The organism is Paenibacillus sp. FSL H7-0323 (assembly GCF_038002725.1).
GTDB lineage: Bacteria > Bacillota > Bacilli > Paenibacillales > Paenibacillaceae > Paenibacillus_AQ > Paenibacillus_AQ odorifer.
Genome location: NZ_JBBODB010000001.1, coordinates 5,426,017 through 5,444,725 on the forward strand (window position 1 = coordinate 5,426,017; position 18,709 = coordinate 5,444,725).

Sequence of the window (18,709 nt, forward strand, 5' to 3'; positions counted from 1 at the left end):
TTAATTTAAAGTAATTTTGTCGGGATAATAAATAAAGCAGTGTGAGCTGCTTAAGTGGGATGGAAGAGGTGGAAAAGTGGCTAAAATTGTTGTGATTAACGGAACGCCTTCCCTGGTATCGCGTATCAATGCAGCTATAGAATATGCGGAGGCCAGCTTAACCAATCAGGGCTTCGAGGTTGAGCGTATTAACGTAGCAGAACTACCAGCGGAGGATTTGATTCACACTAAGTTTGAAAGTGAGTCTATCGTCAAAGCCAATGGCCTTGTAGCGGAAGCTGATGCGGTAATTGTGGTTAGCCCGGTTTATAAAGCTTCTTATACAGGCGTGTTGAAGACCTTTTTAGATCTGGTTCCACAAAAGGGATTGGCCGGAAAAGTTGTACTCCCGCTGTTCATGGGCGGCAGTCTTGCACATCTGCTCACAATTGATTACGCATTGAAACCTGTGTTGTCTGTACTGGGCGCGCGTTACATTCTTGGCGGCGTCTATGCCGTGGATTCTCAAGTGGTTCGTAATGATCACGGAGTGGTAGAGCTTGCTGAGGAGCTGAAGCTGCGCCTGAACGATGCATTAGATGAGCTTGCAGAAGAAACTACACATCGTGTGGAACGCAAGGCATAAGACTAAGTAGCATGCCTTCTGTGCTTAGTGCTAATAACAAACGTATAAGCGTCTCTTTCATCCCTGATACCAGGGGAGAGGGGCGCTTTTTGCATTATATAAGCTATAGCAAAAAGGCCATCTCACTAAGAAAGTAGAAAATGGCCTCTTTTTTATATAGGGATCGTTATATATCCGGTCTTACAAATCGTCGAATCCGTTATCGTCGCCAACCTTACCATAGTTGCGGGACTTAGCTTCGAAGAAGTCAGTTTTGGTAGCATTAAGCGCATCATCGGAGAAGGGTTTGATCCAAGGCATACAGTTAACGTCAACACCTTGATAAGCTTTTTCCATACCCATCAAAGTCAGACGCTTGTTCGCTGTATATTTGATGTAGTCGCTAAGCTCGTTAAGATCAATACCACGCACGTTAGTAAGTGTGTAATAAGCCCAGTTGGTTTCGAGCTCTACCGCGCGGTCGATGGTACGGTATACGTAATCCATGTTTTCTTTGGTGTTCAGCTCAGGGAAGTCTACAAGCAGCTGCTTAAATACTTCTGCGAAGAAGTAGCAGTGCTGATTCTCGTCACGTTGAATATAAGAGATCATTTGGCTAGTCGCCATCATCTTCTGGTCACGGGCCAGATTGTAGAAGAAGGCGAAAGTGCTGTAGAAGAAAATTCCTTCCAAGATGAGATCTGCTACCAGCGCATGGAAAAAGGTCTGTCTCGTAGGGTTATCACGGAACTCTTGATAAATATCAGAGATAAACTGATTACGTTCCAGCAGGACAGGGTCTTTTTTCCAATATTCAAAAATTTCCTTCTGCTCACTCTCCGACACGATAGAGGAAAGAACATAGGAATAGGATTGGTTATGCACCACTTCTTGCTGCCCGATAATAGCGGAGATAGCTTCCAAAGAGGAATCGGTGAAATAACGCTTCACGTCGCTCACGAACATCGTCTGCATCGAATCCAGCACAGCGAGTAGGGAGATATTAATCTTAAATACGCGTTGTTCCTCGGCATCCAGCATCGGGAATTGTTGCGCATCCTTGGACATTGGAATTTCATCCGCGATCCAGTGATTAAGCAGCAGCACCTTATACAGCTTGTACATATGAGGCATGCGAATATCATTCCAGTTCAGAATACCTGAGCATTCACCGTCGATAATGCGTGTGGATTGGTTAGGTGCTTCAGTATTAAAAATCTTTTGTAATTGCATTTCTTATCCCTCCATTTTTTGCGCGGGTAATCTTTCTTGGTGTCTTGTTCATAGAAAGACGGTGATGGAGTAACGGAGAGGAAGTTTGGAGCTGTAGGAGCGTCAGCGTTCGCCCGAAAGCTTTCCGTAGGAAAGCTCGCATCGAAAGCATATGCTGTCATCGGATGTCATCCGCTAATAGCGGTAAAGATCAAGACCTCTGATGACAACAGCGGCCGGAAGCCCAAACATTCCTCGCAGTTACGAAATTCATCATCGTTTTTCTATTTAGGGCACTAAGATAATTAGCTAGCGCAAGATTCACACTCTTCTATAGTCAAAGCACGGCTACGCACATAATAAGTTGATTTCAAGCCGCCCTTCCAGGCATTCAGATGCAGTTCCAGGAACTCGGTAGCCTTGATGTCAGGACGGACATACAGGTTGAAGCTTTGGCCTTGATCGACGTGACGCTGGCGAGCAGAAGCCATGCGGATCGACCAGTTTTGGTCAATCGTAAATGCTGTCTTATAGTACCAGATCGTTTTGTCGGACAGATCCGGTGCTGGGTTAGCAATCTTATAAGTTGTTTTTTCTTCATAGGAAAGCAGTTCATACAGCGGATCAATGCTGGCGGTGGAGCCGGCAATAATCGATGTAGATCCATTCGGCGCAATGGCGAACATCCAAGCGTTACGTACGCCGTCCTTAGCTACTTCTTCTTGCAGCTCGCGCCATTGCTCAGTCGTTACATATTTACCTTCTTGCTCACCGCTAACATAACCGCGGGAAGTGAAGTATGCGCCAGTCTCCCAATCGGATCCAGCAAATTTCGGATAACGGCCTTTTTCACGGGCAAGCTCCATGCTCGAACGAACCAACAGGTAGTTGATATGTTCATATAAATGATTGTTATATTCTACGGCTTCATCGGATTCCCAACGAATGCCCTTGAGTGCCAATAGGTGATGCAGGCCGAATGTGCCGAGACCTACTGCGCGGTACTGGCTGTTCGTGTATTGTGCCTGCAGAACTTCAATATTATTAATGTCGATTACGTTATCAAGCATACGAACTTGGATCGGAACAAGTCTTTCTAATACGCCAGCTGGAATCGCCCGTGCTAAGTGAATCGAATTCAGGTTGCAGACTACGAAGTCGCCAGGGATTTTGGAAATAACGATACGGGTCTGGCCATCTTTAGTTACTAATTCTTCTTGCTCAATAACTGTTGCAGACTGATTCTGCATAATTTCTGTACACAGGTTGGAGGAGAAAACCATACCTTGATGACGGTTTGGGTTAGTCCGGTTCACGGTATCGCGGTAGAACATGTACGGTGTACCTGTTTCTAGCTGTGATTTCATAATCCGTTTCATGATGTCGATCGCAGGAACAGTGATCCGGGATAATTCCAGGTTCGCTGTAGCCTCAGCATATTTTTCACGGAAAGTACCTTTGCCAAGCTCTTCATCGTAGAAATCTTCCAATCCTAGTGGACGGCCATTTTTATCTGTCCAGCCCATGACCTTTTTCACTTCGTGAGGGCAGAAGAGGTTCCAATGGCTGCGCGATTCTACAGCTTCCATGAACAGGTCAGGCAGGGAGACGCCATGGAACACGTCATGTGCACGCATGCGCTCGTCACCGTTGTTCAGCTTAAGATCGAGGAAAGCGAGAATATCTTTATGGAATACATCAAGATAAACAGCTACAGCACCTTTACGTGTGCCCAACTGGTCTACGCTGACTGCTGTATTGTTCAACTGGCGAATCCAAGGGATTACGCCGGAGCTTGTGTTCTTGTGGCCACGGATATCCGAACCACGTGCTCGTACTTTTCCAAGGTAAACGCCGATGCCGCCACCCATTTTGCTTAGACGTGCTACGTCTGTATTGGAGTCAAAGATACCCTCTAGGGAATCGTCTACAGTATCAATAAAGCAGCTGGATAGTTGTCCAGCGACCTTTTTGCCGGCATTGGACATTGTAGGTGTAGCAGCAGTCATATAGATGTTGCTCATAGCCCAATAAGCTTCTTTTACAAGCTCAAGACGTTTCTCAGCTGGCTCACGGTGCATCAGGTACATAGCAATAATCATATAACGTTCTTGTGGAAGCTCCATTACACGGCCGTCAAAATCATGCGCCAAATAACGGTCGGATAGCGTAAGCAGACCGATATAGTCAAACAAAAGGTCGCGTGTATAATCGATACACCCGCCTAGTTCGATAATTTGTTCTTTGGTGTAATGACTTAGAAGTTCTTCGCGATAGATTCCTTTTTTCACGAGATCCGTAATTAGTGGATACAATTCACCGTAAGGCTCTTCTGGATAAGCTTTGTAGCGGCGATGAACGGCAGCTTTTTTATAAAGGGTAGTCAGAAGGGCGCGGGCAGCTGCGAACTTCCAGTTAGGCTCTTCTTTTGTTACAAGCTCTAGAGCGCTCATGGTGAAGGCATTGCTGATTTCTTCTCCGCTTACCGAGTCACGACGCAGTTTGGAATTCACTCCACGCAGCAAAGTTTCTTTATTTAGTTGATCGAGACCTTCCAGAATACGGTCAGCGTAGACGGAGAGACGGTTCTCATCAAAAGCCAGTTGGCGATTATCCGGTTTTACTACGAATTGCGGCATAGTTAGTTCATCCCTTCTTATTTCAAATTAATTTTCAATATCAAAAATTGATATATTATAGCGCAGCAGGCTGCCACAGAAAGACCTCCGAGCCGTTCATGCTGGCCGGAATGTCGATAATGCGTTGGTTGGAGCTTCCCCGGTAGAGAAGCGTAGTATCTTTCAGTTCTTCTACAAATCTTCCATCTATTAACACCTGACACTGTTTAAGTAGATTCCACTCCGGCGTACCGGGAAGGGCTGTAAGTTCTTCGTACGTATAACCACTGTAAATCCAGATTGAGAACCCTGGCAGTACAGTGCGAAGCTCATGAATGAACCCCAGCAACTCTTCTGCTGAGAAAAAAGGATCGCCGCCTGCCAGTGTCAGACCATCCAGCAAAGGGTTAGCGGCGATTTCTGCGATGATTTCATGTTGTCGTTCTAAGGTGAAGACTTCTCCATATTTAAAGTTCCATGTCTCGGGATTAAAACATCCCGGGCAACGATGGCGGCAGCCGCTGAGAAAGAGAACGGCCCGCATGCCCTCTCCCTCGTTAATCGACTCCGGATAGTAACCGCAAATATTCATAGATGCTTAACGCGATCTCGTACTTCAGCTTGTTTGGCGGCATTAAAGCGGGTCTGATAGTCGCCGGTTAAATAACCTGTAACTCTGCGCAAACGGCGGATGTGCACGTCATTCTCATGTGCGTTGCAGGAAGGACAGTTTGTCCCAATTACGCCTTCGTATCCACAGCTGGAGCAGCGGTCAATCGGATGGTTAATGCTGAAATAACTGACCTGTTGTTCGAGCGCATATTTAATGATTTTGATAAAAGCCGATGGGTTGTTGCGGGCATTGCCGTTTAATTCGACATAAGAAATAGCCCCGGCATTGCAGTATTCATGGAAAGGAGCTTCCAAGCTGATCTTCTGAGCAGCACCCAGATCGAAGTATACAGGGATGTGAAAAGAGTTCGTATAATATTCACGGTCGGTTACGCCCGGAATGGAACCCAGTACCTTGCGGTCAACTTTGGTGAATTTACCGGACAAACCTTCTGCTGGAGTTGCGAACAGGGTGATGTTAAGATCCAGTTCCTCACTTTTCCGATCGCAATAGTCCCGCATATGACGCACGATAGCCAGCGCCTTGGCATGAACTTCCATATCCTCGCCATGGTGTTTACCGTACATAGCTTTCATACATTCCGCCATACCGATGAAGCCAAGAGACAGACTGCCATGCTTCAGCAGATCGCCTACAGTGTCATCGGGTGCAAGATGTTCGCCGCCTTCCCAAACGCCTTCTCGCATCATGAAATCGGAAGCTTTAGCTTTTTGTGCGGTTTGGATGTGGAAGCGATGGAGAAGTCCTTCCAGCGCAATATCCATATAATGATTTAGATCTTCATAGAAGCCAGCTTCGTCTGCGACGGTACGTCTGCCTGTTACTGTGCCGTGTGCCAGACCTAGCCGAACCAGATTTAGTGTATTAAAGGAAAGGTTGCCCTTCCCAGAGCAATGATTACGCCCAAAACGGTCACCGAGCACTCGGGTTCGGCAGCCCATTGTAGCGAACTCCGTATCAGGATCACTTGGATCATAATACTGCAAGTTGAGCGGAGCGTCCAGATTAGCGAAGTTTGGATATAGTCTGCGCGCAGAACATTCAGCTGCTTTTAGGAACAGTTCATAGTTAGGATCGCCTTGCTGTTGATTGATTCCTTGCTTGCATTTGAAGATTTGAATCGGGAACACTGGTGTTTCTCCGCTGCCAAGTCCGTTCATAGTTGCGGTTAGCAGAGAACTGATCACAAGCTGACCTTCTGGTGAAGTACAAGTACCGTAGTTGATGCTGGTAAACGGTATTTGTCCACCGGATCGGCTGGACATGGTATTCAGATTATGTACCATACTTTCAGCCGCTTGCAGGGTTTCGATTTCGGTTTCCTTTAGTGCAAAACGGAACGCTCTTGGATATGACTCCGCCAGATCGGTCCGGCTCATCGTAATCTCGCCCAAAGATTCGTCAGCTTGTCCTTCTTCAAAATAATCCAGACCCTTGCGGAACAGCTTGGCGAAGGATTTGGTTACATAAGGTGCCAGATCGTAATCGAGTTTATTGGCGGATACACCACCATATTGAGCATTTTGCTGGGATTGGAAAATAATCGCTACCAGAGACATAGCTGTCATTATTGAGTTCGGAGGACGAACGCTGCCGTTGCCGGTATTGAAACCTTCACGGAGAAGTTTATCAAACGGGATAAAAATACAGTTCGTCGTTCCAATCGCGTATTGATCCAGATCATGCACATAGACGACATTGTCATCAATAGCCTGCACTAGCTGTGGCGGCATCGTAAAATTGCGGGCGTACCATTTTGAATATTCACTGCCGAACTTGCTCATTTTACCGGAGAAACTCTCTCCATTCAAATTGGCATTCTCGCGCAATAGGTCCATATCCCGACTGTCGATAATATCCCGGCCTAAATCAATGAGCTCTTCTAAAAGAACTTCCCGTGCATTTTCTACTCCATTAAATTGTCTCTCCAACAACGTCATTGTACAGCTCTCCTCTCAGTATAAAAGAAAAACATCTATCATCAAATCCATATATCCATAAGAAGTTGGACTGCTATAAGCAGTCGTATATTTGTTCAGATTACATAAAAAAAGCATCCCCTACCCGAGGATGGCAGAAAATGCCCGATGCGTTATGTAAATATCCACACGGATATTTGCAGAGGTCTCTACGTAGATGACCGCATGCGGACACCATCCCTGTTCCTCGCAGGCATCAATAGTTGGTGTCGTCGAAACAGGTAGGTCTCCTGGCTTCCGTGGGATCTCTCGGCGCCTTCCCAAGGGTGTTCCTAACCCTCAGTGGCATTTGCCGGGAGATGTGGATTCTCAAGCTTCCCAGAAGCTTAAGAAGGCCATCCGGTTACAGTGGCGGGACCGCAGCGGATTCTCACCGCGCTTCCCTATTAAGCTCTAAATCCGGTTAAGGATCAAAGCGCCTGTCTCCACTATATTTTGTTGTCGTTAGATAAAAATAACCCAAGATGTTGTGTTTGTAAACAGTTTTTTAGAAAACCCGCGCGGGGAGCGGGTTCTTTAAAAGTACTCCACAAATGATCCACAGGCTGTCCATAAGTAATCCACAATTGATCCACAGGGAGATGCGAAATGATTCATAAATTGTCCGAAAAGATGCCACAAAGAGTCCATAAATATAGTGCAGATGACCCTAGAATTTGCTCATGAGAAAATACCCTTAGCCCAAAGTCATATTTTGGAGTAATCAGAAGAAATAGAAGAGATAAGGGAGGATAATCTTGCTTAGTTTGTGACAGAGCGGTGGAATTGTTACAATGGAAGGAGACAGCTACTATAAAATTTCGAGGAGGTATTCTCATGCCTATTGCTGAAGTTACAGTTATTCCAATTGGAACAGGCAGTACCAGTCTTAGCAGCTATGTTGCGGATATGCAGCGGGTGCTGAAGACAGTAGAAGGGATTACTTATGAACTTACGTCCATGGGGACGATCATCGAAGGGCCTCTGCAACGCATTTTTGCCGCGGTAGAAGCTTTGCATGAGTCTCCTTTTTCCGCAGGTGCAGAACGTGTCTCTACCTCACTTAAAATAGACGACCGCCGCGATAAACCCTCTACTAGCCGTGGAAAGTTAGAGTCTGTGGAGCGTAAGCTACAGGTGGATTAGCAGTTTAGGAGGGCGGAAAACAGGGAGCAATAGGCTTGCGTTTCTGGCTGAAAGTTGTATAATATTTTTTGTTTGACAGAAAAACAGCGTTAAGCTGGTGTAGCTCAGGGGTAGAGCAACGCACTCGTAATGCGTAGGCCGGGGGTTCAATTCCCTTCACCAGCATCCTTACAAAGTCGATAGTGGCGCGTGTTCCCGGGTTTTTGGAACTGCGCCTTTTTTTTGTACAAGCATCAACTTCTAACATTCTTCTAACCTTTAGTCGATTAAAGTGGGTGTCTCGTCAATTTTCTCCACTTCTTTTCGGGTTCCTAGAATAGAATCTCCGATACATCGGGGCACCGCTTCCTGCAGATTGGGGAGAACATGTGAATAAGTATCCAGAGTGATATTTATTGATGAATGGCCTAATCTTTCCTGAAGTCGAATATGATGGACAGCCCCTGCTGTTCCCTGTTCTTCTGGAGAAACGTATCAAGGAAGATAAGACATGGCGCGAAATCGGTAATGAAAACGGTATGACTAGTGGTCACTGTCGAGCAGATGGAAGGCGTGTCGCAAGCTGACAGCAATCAGAATGAAGGATGTGGCGGAGGTGCAGCATAAGCTGCTTTTCTCTTGCGGGGGCAGATCGGTTAGATGGTAATTACTATAAAAATAAAAAAGACACCACAAGGTGTCTTAGTACAGATACTTTTCGCTCGAATTTCACGAGCTCGTCAGTGAACTGAGTTCATAAGCAAGACTGGCTACGGCTAACAGATGAAGAGATAAAGTAATATCAATGTTAAAATGTGCGGTAATATTAATTTTCATAGATAACCACGCTCCTAAAGTATAAATACACATAAAGAAAACTTTATAAAGCGCTTGGCCTGCCATCATCAGTGCCAGGTAGCCATCCTGTACAGACGCCTTAGCGTTTCGACAATAACATTATACTTAATATTTTGTGTTTTGCCAAAAAAAGGACCCCCAATTCTTGGTCGGGGTGGCGGTTCTGTGTGGTTTCTCAGCGCTTTGGAATCATGATGGTCATTGAGGCTCCACGCACGCGGCTGCAGAATGATCAAATGGAAGTTACGTTTCGGTGTTCATATCTGCTGCATGCTCTGAAATTGATTATCCAAATAACGGGCAGCAAGTTCAGAAGGTTAACGGATTTTTTATTGATACAGGTTGAATTTAATGTTTGATACTGTTGTTATGCTAACGGGAAAGGATAGTTTAATAAAGGAGTTACTTAAGACTGGAATAATGAGCAATGTGACAATTATGTCATTCTGAATTGAATATTGTTAGGTTAATCGATGGGGAAGTTTACTTGTCTCCCTTATACTGGAAATTAAATGATTTTATTTCCGAAAGGGGACAATGCACTGATGACTGATGTAATTAAAGCAATAATACTTGGCATAATAGAGGGCTTAACTGAATTTTTACCAGTATCATCTACTGGACATCTTATTCTAGCAGGCGATTTGCTTAGCTTTGAGGGAGATGCTGCAATAACTTTTAAAATTGTTATTCAGTTGGGTGCAGTGATGGCAGTTTTAATTCTTTATTGGAAAAGGTATTTGGAGATTGGGGTTAATATGATTAGAATGGATTTTTCCAAAAGCAAAGGATTAAATGTCATTCATATGATTTTGGCTATGTTACCAGCATTAACCCTATATCTTCTCTTCAAGGACACAATAAAAAGCCAATTATTTGGCCCAACCCCTGTTTTGATAGGTCTAGTTGTTGGTGGCGTGTTGATGATCATTGCAGCGCGGAATAGGCGGACTGAAACCGCTGATACTATCGATGGGATTAATTATAAACAGGCTTTCGGAATTGGTCTGTTTCAATGCTTGGCGTTATGGCCGGGATTTTCGAGATCAGGTTCGACGATTTCAGGTGGCCTGTTGCTTGGCACTAGCCAAAAAGCCGCTGCAGATTTTACATTCCTTATTTCTGTGCCTGTTATGTTTGGTGCAAGCTTGTTGGATTTGTACGATAGTCGTGATTTGCTGAGTTCTGACGATTTGCTTCTAATGTTAATTGGCTTTGCGACATCCTTTCTTGTGGCAATGATTGCAGTAGTGACGTTCATCAAACTGATTAAGAGACTTCGATTGGAGTGGTTTGCTCTATACCGGTTTGTTTTAGCAGCTCTCTTCTATTTAATTGTCATACAGTAATTAGGCAAATGTAAAGAAAATTGTAGCCTTAATGGATTACGAGGGAAACCCTATCGAAACCGTTATTCAAAATAGCGGAATGGAATGGACAATCTTAAGGCCGTCAGAATTTATGAAGAATGCATTATATTTTTGGGCAGAATCCATTCAAAAAGAAGGAATTTTAAAATAACCCCCCAGTGAGTTTGCACTAGGAGTTCCAGTGAAGGAAACGAGGTTAGAGTTTCCTTATCAATATATGCACTATAAAGGTTGTAATCGGACATATTTTACTACCCAAAGCGGAAATGAAATAATACCATTACCTGTGTTTAAATGGACGAATTGGTTACTAAAATTTTCTTCGCAAATGCCTTCAAAGGTTTCGCCACTGATTAAGTATAGGCGCACTGGCGAATGTTCTTTTATTGACTCCTCGACTCTTTTGTTGATCAAAACAAGCCACCTCTTTTTTTAAGTGATTACATTATCACTAATGCTATACCTATAAACACATTTATCCCAACTCAACAATAAGTGTGAATTTATATGTGAAAAATAATACATATATTTATGTTTCAAAAGAGTATATACTGGATTCACTATCAAGTTGTGATTACCAACTAGAATTTTTTTGGTGAGTTTAGATCACATCTTCTTATCATTTGGGGAGGTGTCTTATTTGGAAAAAACCCTTAATTATGTACAAGATTTTAAATTGCTTGAAGAACGAATTAATGCATTTATAAATTATGATTCATGCATTGAATACGTAGAAGGATCTGAAGAAGTTGTAGCTGGCGGGGCCTTTGCCTGGACCAAGTTAAAATCGGCGGAGAGCTATAAACAAGAGCACATTGATGCTGACTACGTAGAATTAGCAGAAAGGGTACGTACAGTACTGGAAAACGAACATAGTCCTAACATTGAAAAGTTTGAGCGTAGTTATGAGCTAGTAATGAATTATATCCGACAAGATACTTTTCTCTGGGTACCTGGTTTGAAAAATGTTATTGAGAGTATAAAATCTGAATTGGATTTGCAACAATTTTTTCTTAATCAATAGAAATAGTAAATTTAATGCGTCAATCATAAGTGGTGACTAGCTATTTCATAGGTATCTTATAAAAAGTTTAATTATATAAATTGAGAATGATACTTTTAATTCAATTAATTCTACATACAGTTTTCTTCCTTTGAATTTGGGAACAATACTAAAGCCTCCATTTATAACTCCATAAAAAAGCCCGTCAATTTTAATGGTTGGCGGGCTTTTTTTGTTTATTGAATTGTATACTCACTGACTTCAAAGGTTAGTATTTTATCAAATATTACGTACTCTTTGCGCTTGCTAAAAGGCCCTTTGTTGTTGGAATGCTTATTAATTCCATATGATCCTGCACCTCTTCCTGCATCACGAGCATCGTACCAGTTTAAGAATGCATCTACTTCAGCAATTGGTAGGTCGTATTCTTTTTCTGTTCCATTCACCAGAGTGATGGTAAGAATAGCTCGATCCCCTGATGGCTGCTCTGGAGTTGTTGTAGGTTTAGGCGTCACTGTTGGTATTGGGTCTTCTGAATAAGTGCCGAATATATCAAATTCGTATATACGAGCAGTAAAAGGGCTATAAGTATTAACGAATTCAATATATACAACACCTTTTAAATCAAGCGCATACTCAGCACCGGAGGTTACTCCAGGCGAATTATTAAACGGAATTTTCTTTAAAAGTTCTCTTTTACTATCAAGAAAGTTCATATAATAATATGAAGATGTCTCAGTCGACTTTAAATAAAACTTAGTAATATCAGCGCTATAGTAATTTGGAAATTAAGATTGATACGTTACCTTGTTTGATCGGTTTCGATAAAAATAATAATAATTCAGCAAATCTTTAGACGGGCTTCATACTTATTTAAGCTAAGAGGATTATAGTAATTACATAACCCCCTTATAATATAGATCTAGACCCTGCCGGAAGTTGGTGGGGTCACTTTTTTGCACAGAGTAATTTTATAAATATGGATTTCTCTTTAAATCTACTATAAAGAAGCGCCGTCCCTTTTGGAGACGCCGCTTCTTTATAGTAGATTCTATTCTTTTTGCTCAATTCTTGATTTTGGTGATCTTTTTGGCGGTAACTTGTGCAGGGAATGAATCATCACTTACTTCAAAAAACACTTTAATCTCATCGCCTTTTTTATATTTAGAAGGTGCAACTTTATTTACCCAAATGGCTTGAGAGTACTCATTAGATTCGAGAATCTCCTTATATTCCTTGTTCAAGTCTTCTTCTTTTAATTCAGAAATTACTAAAATTCTTTTATTTTCTACATCTATTGTGTGTACAATTCCTTTCAAAACTTCATTATTCTTACTACAGGCGGTGACGAATAACAAAAAAACAAAAATAAGAGTCCATTTAATAGTAGTACGTGGTTTTTGAATCATGGACCTTCCCCTCCAGTGGTTACGACATTAGTTTAAAATCGGTTGCACAGGCATAGCATTTAGTACATTACCAATATAAGAATAAACAGCAGCCTTTCCATTATGACGACCTTTATTGATTCTGGGGAGTTACAGGTGAATGCCTGTAGTATTGATATTTTCATAAGAACTTTTGTTTGTATATAATAAAAATAAATGTTCTTATTTTAGAGGCGATCAATGATGGAAATGAGTATCGACCAAACGGTTGGGATTATTTATCAGGTCAAGGTGAGCAAGATTACACAACGCGAGATCGAGATCCGTGGCATCCGTGACAAACGTCCAACATAAACAAAGGGGATAAATATCATGCGGTGTATAACAATACGGCAGCCTTGGGCGACCTTAATTGCTCTTGGTGAAAAAGAGTTTGAAACTCGTTCATGGAGAACAGCCTACCGCGGCGAGTTAGGCATCCATGCCGGAATGAGGATTGACAAAAAGATTTGTGAACAGGAACCGTACAAATCAGTATTGGCGAAACATGGCTATACAGCGAATAATTTGCCGACAGGAGCTATTATTGCTACAGGTCAGCTCGCGGGATGTTATGTGGTTACTCCAGAGGTGGATTTAAGGGAATGGATCAATGGGAATGAATATGATTTTGGCGACTATAGTGAAGGACGGTTTGCCTGGAAGCTTGAAGGGGTTCATCCATTAAGCCATCCAATTCCAGCTAAAGGTCGGCTAAGCTTGTGGGAGCACTCTAATCACTTCTGAACGGCGAACAATATTTTTAATGTAATTTTTATGTGCCTATCAGCTTTTTTTCAGGTTCGAGGTATATATTAGAGACACCAAACACCCCCCAGTGTTTTGTGGTATATCTCTCTCAGGTCTTGCCAACTCCCATGGTAAGGCCTATTTTTTTGTTCACTAATTGATCGGGGGGAGAGAGCGCAGCGGCTTCTATACAGCTTTACTTAATCTGGTACTGTTCTTCGTAACTCTTAAAAGATGAAATATCCAGCCCTAGGTATCTGCGCATATGGATGGCAGCCTGAGCCGCAACAATGTCATTCAACAGCAGCATTCGTTCATGATAGCCACGACATATATACTTGGCTTCAATTCCAGTATTAAGTCTGTTTTGCTCATACACCTTGATTCCCCGTCTTCTCATTTCTGCACGAACATCCCTTAGATCTGTTGTAGCTACTGCAGCAGCTGTTCCAAGCACCTCCAGATAAGGGGCGGGTGTTCGTAAGTGTGTAGATAAAATGGCGGAGTCCCGTTCGAAAGCTGATAAAATCATCGGAAGCAATAAATAAGATTTCACCAGCATGTTGTCCCTGCTTTCTGCTCTATGCATGAATCTCATCACCTCTAATAGGAACGTATATTCGTATTCTACCCCGATATTCCAAAAATAATCAATGGTATTTCTAAACAGCTTATCCAATGTGATTAAATTCACAACTAAATAACGAAGAATAAATTATATTAAAATTGTAATAATAAAAATTAATGTATCTAACGCACATAAAGGAGAATTATGATGGAAAAAGAGGGCAGCCTCCAGCGTGGATTGTTTTTTGGTTTAATTCTGAGTGTTCCCTTATGGATATCCATATTGGGCTATATACAGTTACTTTAAAATTTAATGAAAAACCTTATGCGAAGCGCCTTTAGGCGCTTTTTTTGTGTGGTACTAATGCGGGGAATTATCGAAAGGAATTGATTGACAATTGTGGGTGTCGGGAGCTAAACTGTTATTAATTCAAAAGTATTAAAAGTCATAGACTGTTATTGGATAGAATGCTTCAGCTACCAGTTCTGGACTTGCAGTGTAATACATATATATAGTCATGATAATAGCAAACCGTCTGAAAGGGCGGGACGCAAAGTCCAGGAGTCTAAAGTGTCTTAAAGGCACAATGACCGTCCGACTGCCATGAGAAGGGAATTTCACTTCTTTTTGGCGGTCTTTTTTGTTGTTAGGTCCTTTAGAGTTTCTGGTAATTATTCTGATTAATATAAATCATAGTTTTAGGAGGTGTGCCATTTGAAAAGAAGAATAAAACCGTTACTCTCGCTTGTATTAGCTGGGATTTTGACGGTAGGTAGTGGGCTTTCCTCATTGGGAGCTGGAGTTGCTGGAGCTAGTAGTTCTTCTACATTGGGAATTGCAGCGGTCTACAACGTGTTTATTCTAGGGGATATAACAACAGTTTCGGATACGGAAGGAAGGTTTGCTGCTGGAGGTAACGTTAACTTAACCAACTATAGTGTTGGAGATAGGTTGACCGCTGCAGAGGTTTCCCTGACTGACACACTTGTTGTTGGAGGGAATCTTACTTTCAACGGAGGTACTGTTTATGGGAATATCGTGCACGGGGGAGATTTTTCAGGGAATGTAACGCTCCTCAAGGGTGGTACAAAAAGACAGGGGAGTACGATTGACTTTTCAGCCGTAGGTCAGTCTTTGAAGGACAAATCAGCAGAACTTGCAGCATTGCCGGCGAATGGAACAACAGTGTACCAATATGGCAGCCTTACCTTGACAGGTACAGATCCTGCGGTCAATGTTTTTAATGTTTCAGGAGATAACGTCTCTAATACCTACGGAATTACAATAAATGTTCCTTCAGGATCTACTGCAATTATTAATATTGATGGTTCTAACGTAAAAATGAAAAACTTCGGATTTCTACCTAATAACGTGTTGAACAGCAAGAAAATTTTGCTTAACTTTAGCCAAGCTGCGTATCTTGATATGGCAGGCATAGGTGTAATGGGAAGCATACTTGCCCCCTATGCTCATGTTGATTTTATTAATGGTCAGATTAACGGTACTTTAGTGGCGGCTTCACTCAAAGGTACTGGTGGTGGTGAATTTCACCACTATCCATACGATGGTGATGAACCCGGACCAACGCCGACACCAACGCCGACACCAACGCCGACAGTGACGCCAACACCGACGCCGACACCAACGCCGACAGTGACGCCGACACCAACAGTGACACCAACGCCGACGCCGACAGTGACACCAACGCCGACACCGACGCCAACACCATGTCCGACGCCGACAGTGACACCAACGCCGACGCCGACACCAACGCCGACAGTGACGCCAACACCGACACCAACGCCGACAGTGACGCCAACACCGACACCAACGCCGACAGTGACGCCAACACCGACACCAACACCAACACCGACGCCGACGCCAACGCCGACGCCAACGCCGACAGTGACACCGACGCCAACAGTGACACCAACGCCGACAGTGACGCCAACACCGACACCAACGCCGACAGTGACGCCAACACCGACACCAACACCGACACCAACGCCGACAGTGACACCAACACCAACGCCGACGCCGACAGTGACACCAACGCCGACGCCGACAGTGACACCAACGCCGACGCCAACACCAACGCCAACACCGACGCCGACAGTGACACCAACGCCGACGCCGACAGTGACACCAACGCCGACGCCGACAGTGACACCAACGCCGACGCCGACAGTGACACCAACGCCGACGCCGACAGTGACACCAACGCCGACGCCGACAGTGACACCAACGCCGACACCAACGCCGACAGTGACACCGACACCAACGCCGACAGTGACACCAACGCCAACGCCAACACCGACACCAACGCCGACAGTGACGCCAACACCGACACCAACGCCGACAGTGACGCCAACACCGACGCCAACGCCGACGGTAACACCTGAGGCAACGCCGACGCCAACGCCATCGCCGACGGTAACGCCTGAGGCAACACCAACACCGACGGTAACGCCTGAGGCAACACCGACACCGACGGTAACACCTGAGGCAACACCAACACCGACGGTAACACCAGAGGTAACACCAACACCAACGGTAACACCAGAGGTAACACCAACACCAACACCAACACCAACACCAACACCAACACCAACACCAACACCAACGTCGACACCAGAGACTTCGGTGTTCCCGACACCAACGCCATCATCCGTAATTGGCACTATAGTTCTTGCAGAAGATCCCGTGCCGCTTGGGCCTGTAGCTTCGCCGACACCAGCGCCAGTACCAACACCGTCGAATAGCACAGAAGTACTTGTTGATGATGATGAGATCCCATTAGGTCCGGTACCGGCAGTGACACCAACGCCAACACCAACACCTGATGAAATCATCGTAGTGGACGATACGATCCCATTAGGTAAGCCACCTGTGAAGGAATTGCCAAAAACGGGTGAATCAAGTCCTGCACCTTACTATGTAGCAGGTTTAGGTTTTGCACTTATCGGATTATTAATGAGAACCAAGTTCTCCAAAAAGAATAAATAATAAAGGGTAGAGCAACATAGAGTCGCTTTCGGGGGGTGTCCCGATGGCGGCTCTATTTGTATGTCATGATTGCGATAGTTTGGTGCATTCTAAGTAGATGGTATACTCTTGTTGCAAAAGAAATGAAGAGGGGATGGCGAAGGCGAATTGATATGGTTCATTATTAGCGCTGTAATCATCATAGGGATTCTAATCTATGTGGGATTTTTCTTCTATGGTATTGCTATTAAACGAGCGCCAAAGGTATTTCTAAGTAATAATCCTAATCTGAAGGCTGATCCTCCGGTTGCCGGAGCTTCTTGGGGGGAGGGGAAGGATTGGGTCTCTCGCCAGAGCTTCGAGAATATTGAGATCGTATCTGCAGATGGACTTAAACTAAGAGGTTACTTACTCCAATCTAATCGTGCTGCGGGACGCACAGCCATTCTAGCCCATGGTTATTCAGGTAAAGCAAAGGATATGGGGGCGTACGCCAAAATCTACTACGAGAACTTAGGCTTTAACATCCTAATTCCCGATGCAAGAGGGCATGGAGATAGCGCAGGGGATTACATTGGTTTTGGTTGGCCGGAACGAAAAGATTATTTGCAATGGATTGAATACATGATTAAAAAGACTGGGCCCAGTGCTCAAATTGTGCTTCACGGTGTCTCTATGGGTGGTGCTACAGTGCTAATGACCTCAGGGGAAGATCTTCCGCCGCAGGTAAAAGCTATTGTTGCGGACTGCGCTTATACCTCAGTAAAAGCACAATTATCTTACCAACTACGACGAATGTATCGCTTGCCAAGTTTCCCTTTCGTTCAAAGTGCAAGTCTAATCACCCGCTTGAAGGCGGGGTATGGCTTTGGTGAAGCCTCTGCATTAAAACAAGTGCGGAAAGCGAAGGCTCCGATTCTTTTTATTCATGGGGATGCGGATAACTTTGTACCTTTTGCTATGATGAATGAATTGTATGAGGCATGCCAGAGTCCAAAAGAGAGGCTCATAGTACCGCAAGCGGGGCATGGATTGTCTTATGATACGGATAAGGCGGGGTATATAGATGTAGTAACAGCTTTTGTAAGTCGATATGTAAAATAAGTCCTGAACGTAGACAGCGCCCGATATCCGCTAGGTAGCGGTTATCGGGCGCCTATATTTTTCCACACATGACGTAGTCCTTGAATAAGGATCGTACCGTCATGCTTTCTCGTTATATTCATCCCCCGCCGTTCGTGAGTAACGGGTGTCTTAATTCCTTGTTATTTCCAGCAGCCGTGTGGCGAGAATAATCCTTCCAATACGACAAAAGCCCTACCTCTCTTTTGCCCTTGCGGCTCCATTGACCGCGCCAGTGTGAATCGGAATGCTATATTTCGAATTTAATCTCATAAAAAGGAAGAGTACTGCAAGAAAACATAAAGCCTCTTTGTCCAAAATGCCGATGTGTATAATAGTCGGCCTGACATCTTCTTGGTGGGGATATTCAATATATCGAAAAACAAATACCATATAAATATAACACACTATTGTTTAAAAGGCAAATATAATAATGAATTCCAAGATAAGGTTTATTTGATTCTAGAGAGGAACA

The 18,709-nt window shown here is 43.9% G+C and carries 15 protein-coding genes, 1 tRNA gene and 2 riboswitches; of the genes, 9 read left to right on the forward strand and 7 right to left on the reverse strand.

Annotated elements, in window-relative coordinates:
* Positions 1–76 precede the first annotated feature (76 nt).
* The gene (gene ssuE, locus MHH89_RS24425) at positions 77–625 is read left to right on the forward strand and encodes an NADPH-dependent FMN reductase (protein ID WP_036682586.1); all 549 of its coding nucleotides are present in this window, start codon (positions 77–79) and stop codon (positions 623–625) included.
* Positions 626–805: 180 nt separating this feature from the next.
* Here ssuE and MHH89_RS24430 read toward each other — a convergent pair whose 3' ends face one another.
* The 4 genes from MHH89_RS24430 to MHH89_RS24445 form a co-directional block, all read right to left on the reverse strand.
* On the reverse strand, positions 806–1,837 hold the full coding sequence (locus MHH89_RS24430) for a ribonucleotide-diphosphate reductase subunit beta (RefSeq protein ID WP_036682584.1): 1,032 nt from the start codon (positions 1,835–1,837) through the stop codon (positions 806–808).
* Positions 1,838–2,121: 284 nt separating this feature from the next.
* Entirely contained in the window at positions 2,122–4,455 is a 2,334-nt protein-coding gene (locus MHH89_RS24435) for a ribonucleoside-diphosphate reductase subunit alpha (protein WP_076142084.1), read from the reverse strand.
* Between the two features lie 55 nt (positions 4,456–4,510).
* A complete protein-coding gene (gene nrdG / locus MHH89_RS24440) occupies positions 4,511–5,026 on the reverse strand; it encodes an anaerobic ribonucleoside-triphosphate reductase activating protein (RefSeq protein WP_076124537.1) in 516 nt (171 codons plus the stop codon).
* Positions 5,023–7,008 (reverse strand): anaerobic ribonucleoside triphosphate reductase, encoded by a 1,986-nt coding sequence (locus MHH89_RS24445; protein WP_341088364.1) that lies wholly within the window; start codon positions 7,006–7,008, stop codon positions 5,023–5,025. The genes nrdG and MHH89_RS24445 overlap by 4 nt, the downstream gene beginning before the upstream one ends.
* A gap of 242 nt (positions 7,009–7,250) precedes the next feature.
* A riboswitch (cobalamin riboswitch) is annotated at positions 7,251–7,485 on the reverse strand.
* 378 nt (positions 7,486–7,863) lie between these two features.
* On the opposite strand from MHH89_RS24445, the gene MHH89_RS24450 reads away from it, so the two are divergent.
* From MHH89_RS24450 to MHH89_RS24470, 5 genes are all read left to right on the forward strand, one after another.
* Positions 7,864–8,172 carry an MTH1187 family thiamine-binding protein gene (locus MHH89_RS24450; protein ID WP_076124533.1) on the forward strand — a complete coding sequence of 103 codons (309 nt, stop codon included), beginning with the start codon at positions 7,864–7,866 and terminating at the stop codon, positions 8,170–8,172.
* A gap of 93 nt (positions 8,173–8,265) precedes the next feature.
* A tRNA-Thr gene (locus MHH89_RS24455) sits at positions 8,266–8,337 on the forward strand.
* Positions 8,338–8,570: 233 nt separating this feature from the next.
* The gene (locus MHH89_RS24460) at positions 8,571–8,738 is read left to right on the forward strand and encodes a hypothetical protein (protein WP_175618960.1); all 168 of its coding nucleotides are present in this window, start codon (positions 8,571–8,573) and stop codon (positions 8,736–8,738) included.
* A gap of 816 nt (positions 8,739–9,554) precedes the next feature.
* Complete coding sequence (locus tag MHH89_RS24465; protein ID WP_076220559.1) at positions 9,555–10,358, forward strand: undecaprenyl-diphosphate phosphatase; 804 nt, start codon at positions 9,555–9,557, stop codon at positions 10,356–10,358.
* A 661-nt stretch (positions 10,359–11,019) separates the two neighbouring features.
* Positions 11,020–11,403 carry a hypothetical protein gene (locus tag MHH89_RS24470; RefSeq protein WP_076278888.1) on the forward strand — a complete coding sequence of 128 codons (384 nt, stop codon included), beginning with the start codon at positions 11,020–11,022 and terminating at the stop codon, positions 11,401–11,403.
* 215 nt (positions 11,404–11,618) lie between these two features.
* Here the strand turns inward: MHH89_RS24470 and MHH89_RS24475 are convergent, their stop codons facing one another.
* Together MHH89_RS24475 and MHH89_RS24480 are read right to left on the reverse strand one after the other, a co-directional pair.
* Entirely contained in the window at positions 11,619–12,098 is a 480-nt protein-coding gene (locus MHH89_RS24475) for a hypothetical protein (protein WP_341088366.1), read from the reverse strand.
* 348 nt (positions 12,099–12,446) lie between these two features.
* Positions 12,447–12,791 carry a DUF3221 domain-containing protein gene (locus MHH89_RS24480; protein ID WP_076142087.1) on the reverse strand — a complete coding sequence of 115 codons (345 nt, stop codon included), beginning with the start codon at positions 12,789–12,791 and terminating at the stop codon, positions 12,447–12,449.
* 351 nt (positions 12,792–13,142) lie between these two features.
* On the opposite strand from MHH89_RS24480, the gene MHH89_RS24485 reads away from it, so the two are divergent.
* Positions 13,143–13,556, forward strand: a complete 414-nt coding sequence (locus MHH89_RS24485; protein ID WP_076179467.1) for an ASCH domain-containing protein — start codon at positions 13,143–13,145, stop codon at positions 13,554–13,556.
* A gap of 199 nt (positions 13,557–13,755) precedes the next feature.
* Here the strand turns inward: MHH89_RS24485 and MHH89_RS24490 are convergent, their stop codons facing one another.
* Positions 13,756–14,148: a hypothetical protein gene (locus MHH89_RS24490; protein WP_051491249.1), complete on the reverse strand. Its 393-nt coding sequence runs from the start codon at positions 14,146–14,148 to the stop codon at positions 13,756–13,758.
* A gap of 494 nt (positions 14,149–14,642) precedes the next feature.
* Positions 14,643–14,733, forward strand: a riboswitch (cyclic di-GMP riboswitch).
* Positions 14,734–14,841: 108 nt separating this feature from the next.
* Here MHH89_RS24490 and MHH89_RS24495 point away from each other — a divergent pair.
* Both MHH89_RS24495 and MHH89_RS24500 read left to right on the forward strand, forming a co-directional pair.
* Positions 14,842–17,133 carry a choice-of-anchor A family protein gene (locus MHH89_RS24495; protein ID WP_341088367.1) on the forward strand — a complete coding sequence of 764 codons (2,292 nt, stop codon included), beginning with the start codon at positions 14,842–14,844 and terminating at the stop codon, positions 17,131–17,133.
* A 147-nt stretch (positions 17,134–17,280) separates the two neighbouring features.
* Positions 17,281–18,216 (forward strand): alpha/beta hydrolase, encoded by a 936-nt coding sequence (locus tag MHH89_RS24500; protein ID WP_305953543.1) that lies wholly within the window; start codon positions 17,281–17,283, stop codon positions 18,214–18,216.
* The last annotated feature ends 493 nt before the right edge of the window (positions 18,217–18,709 follow it).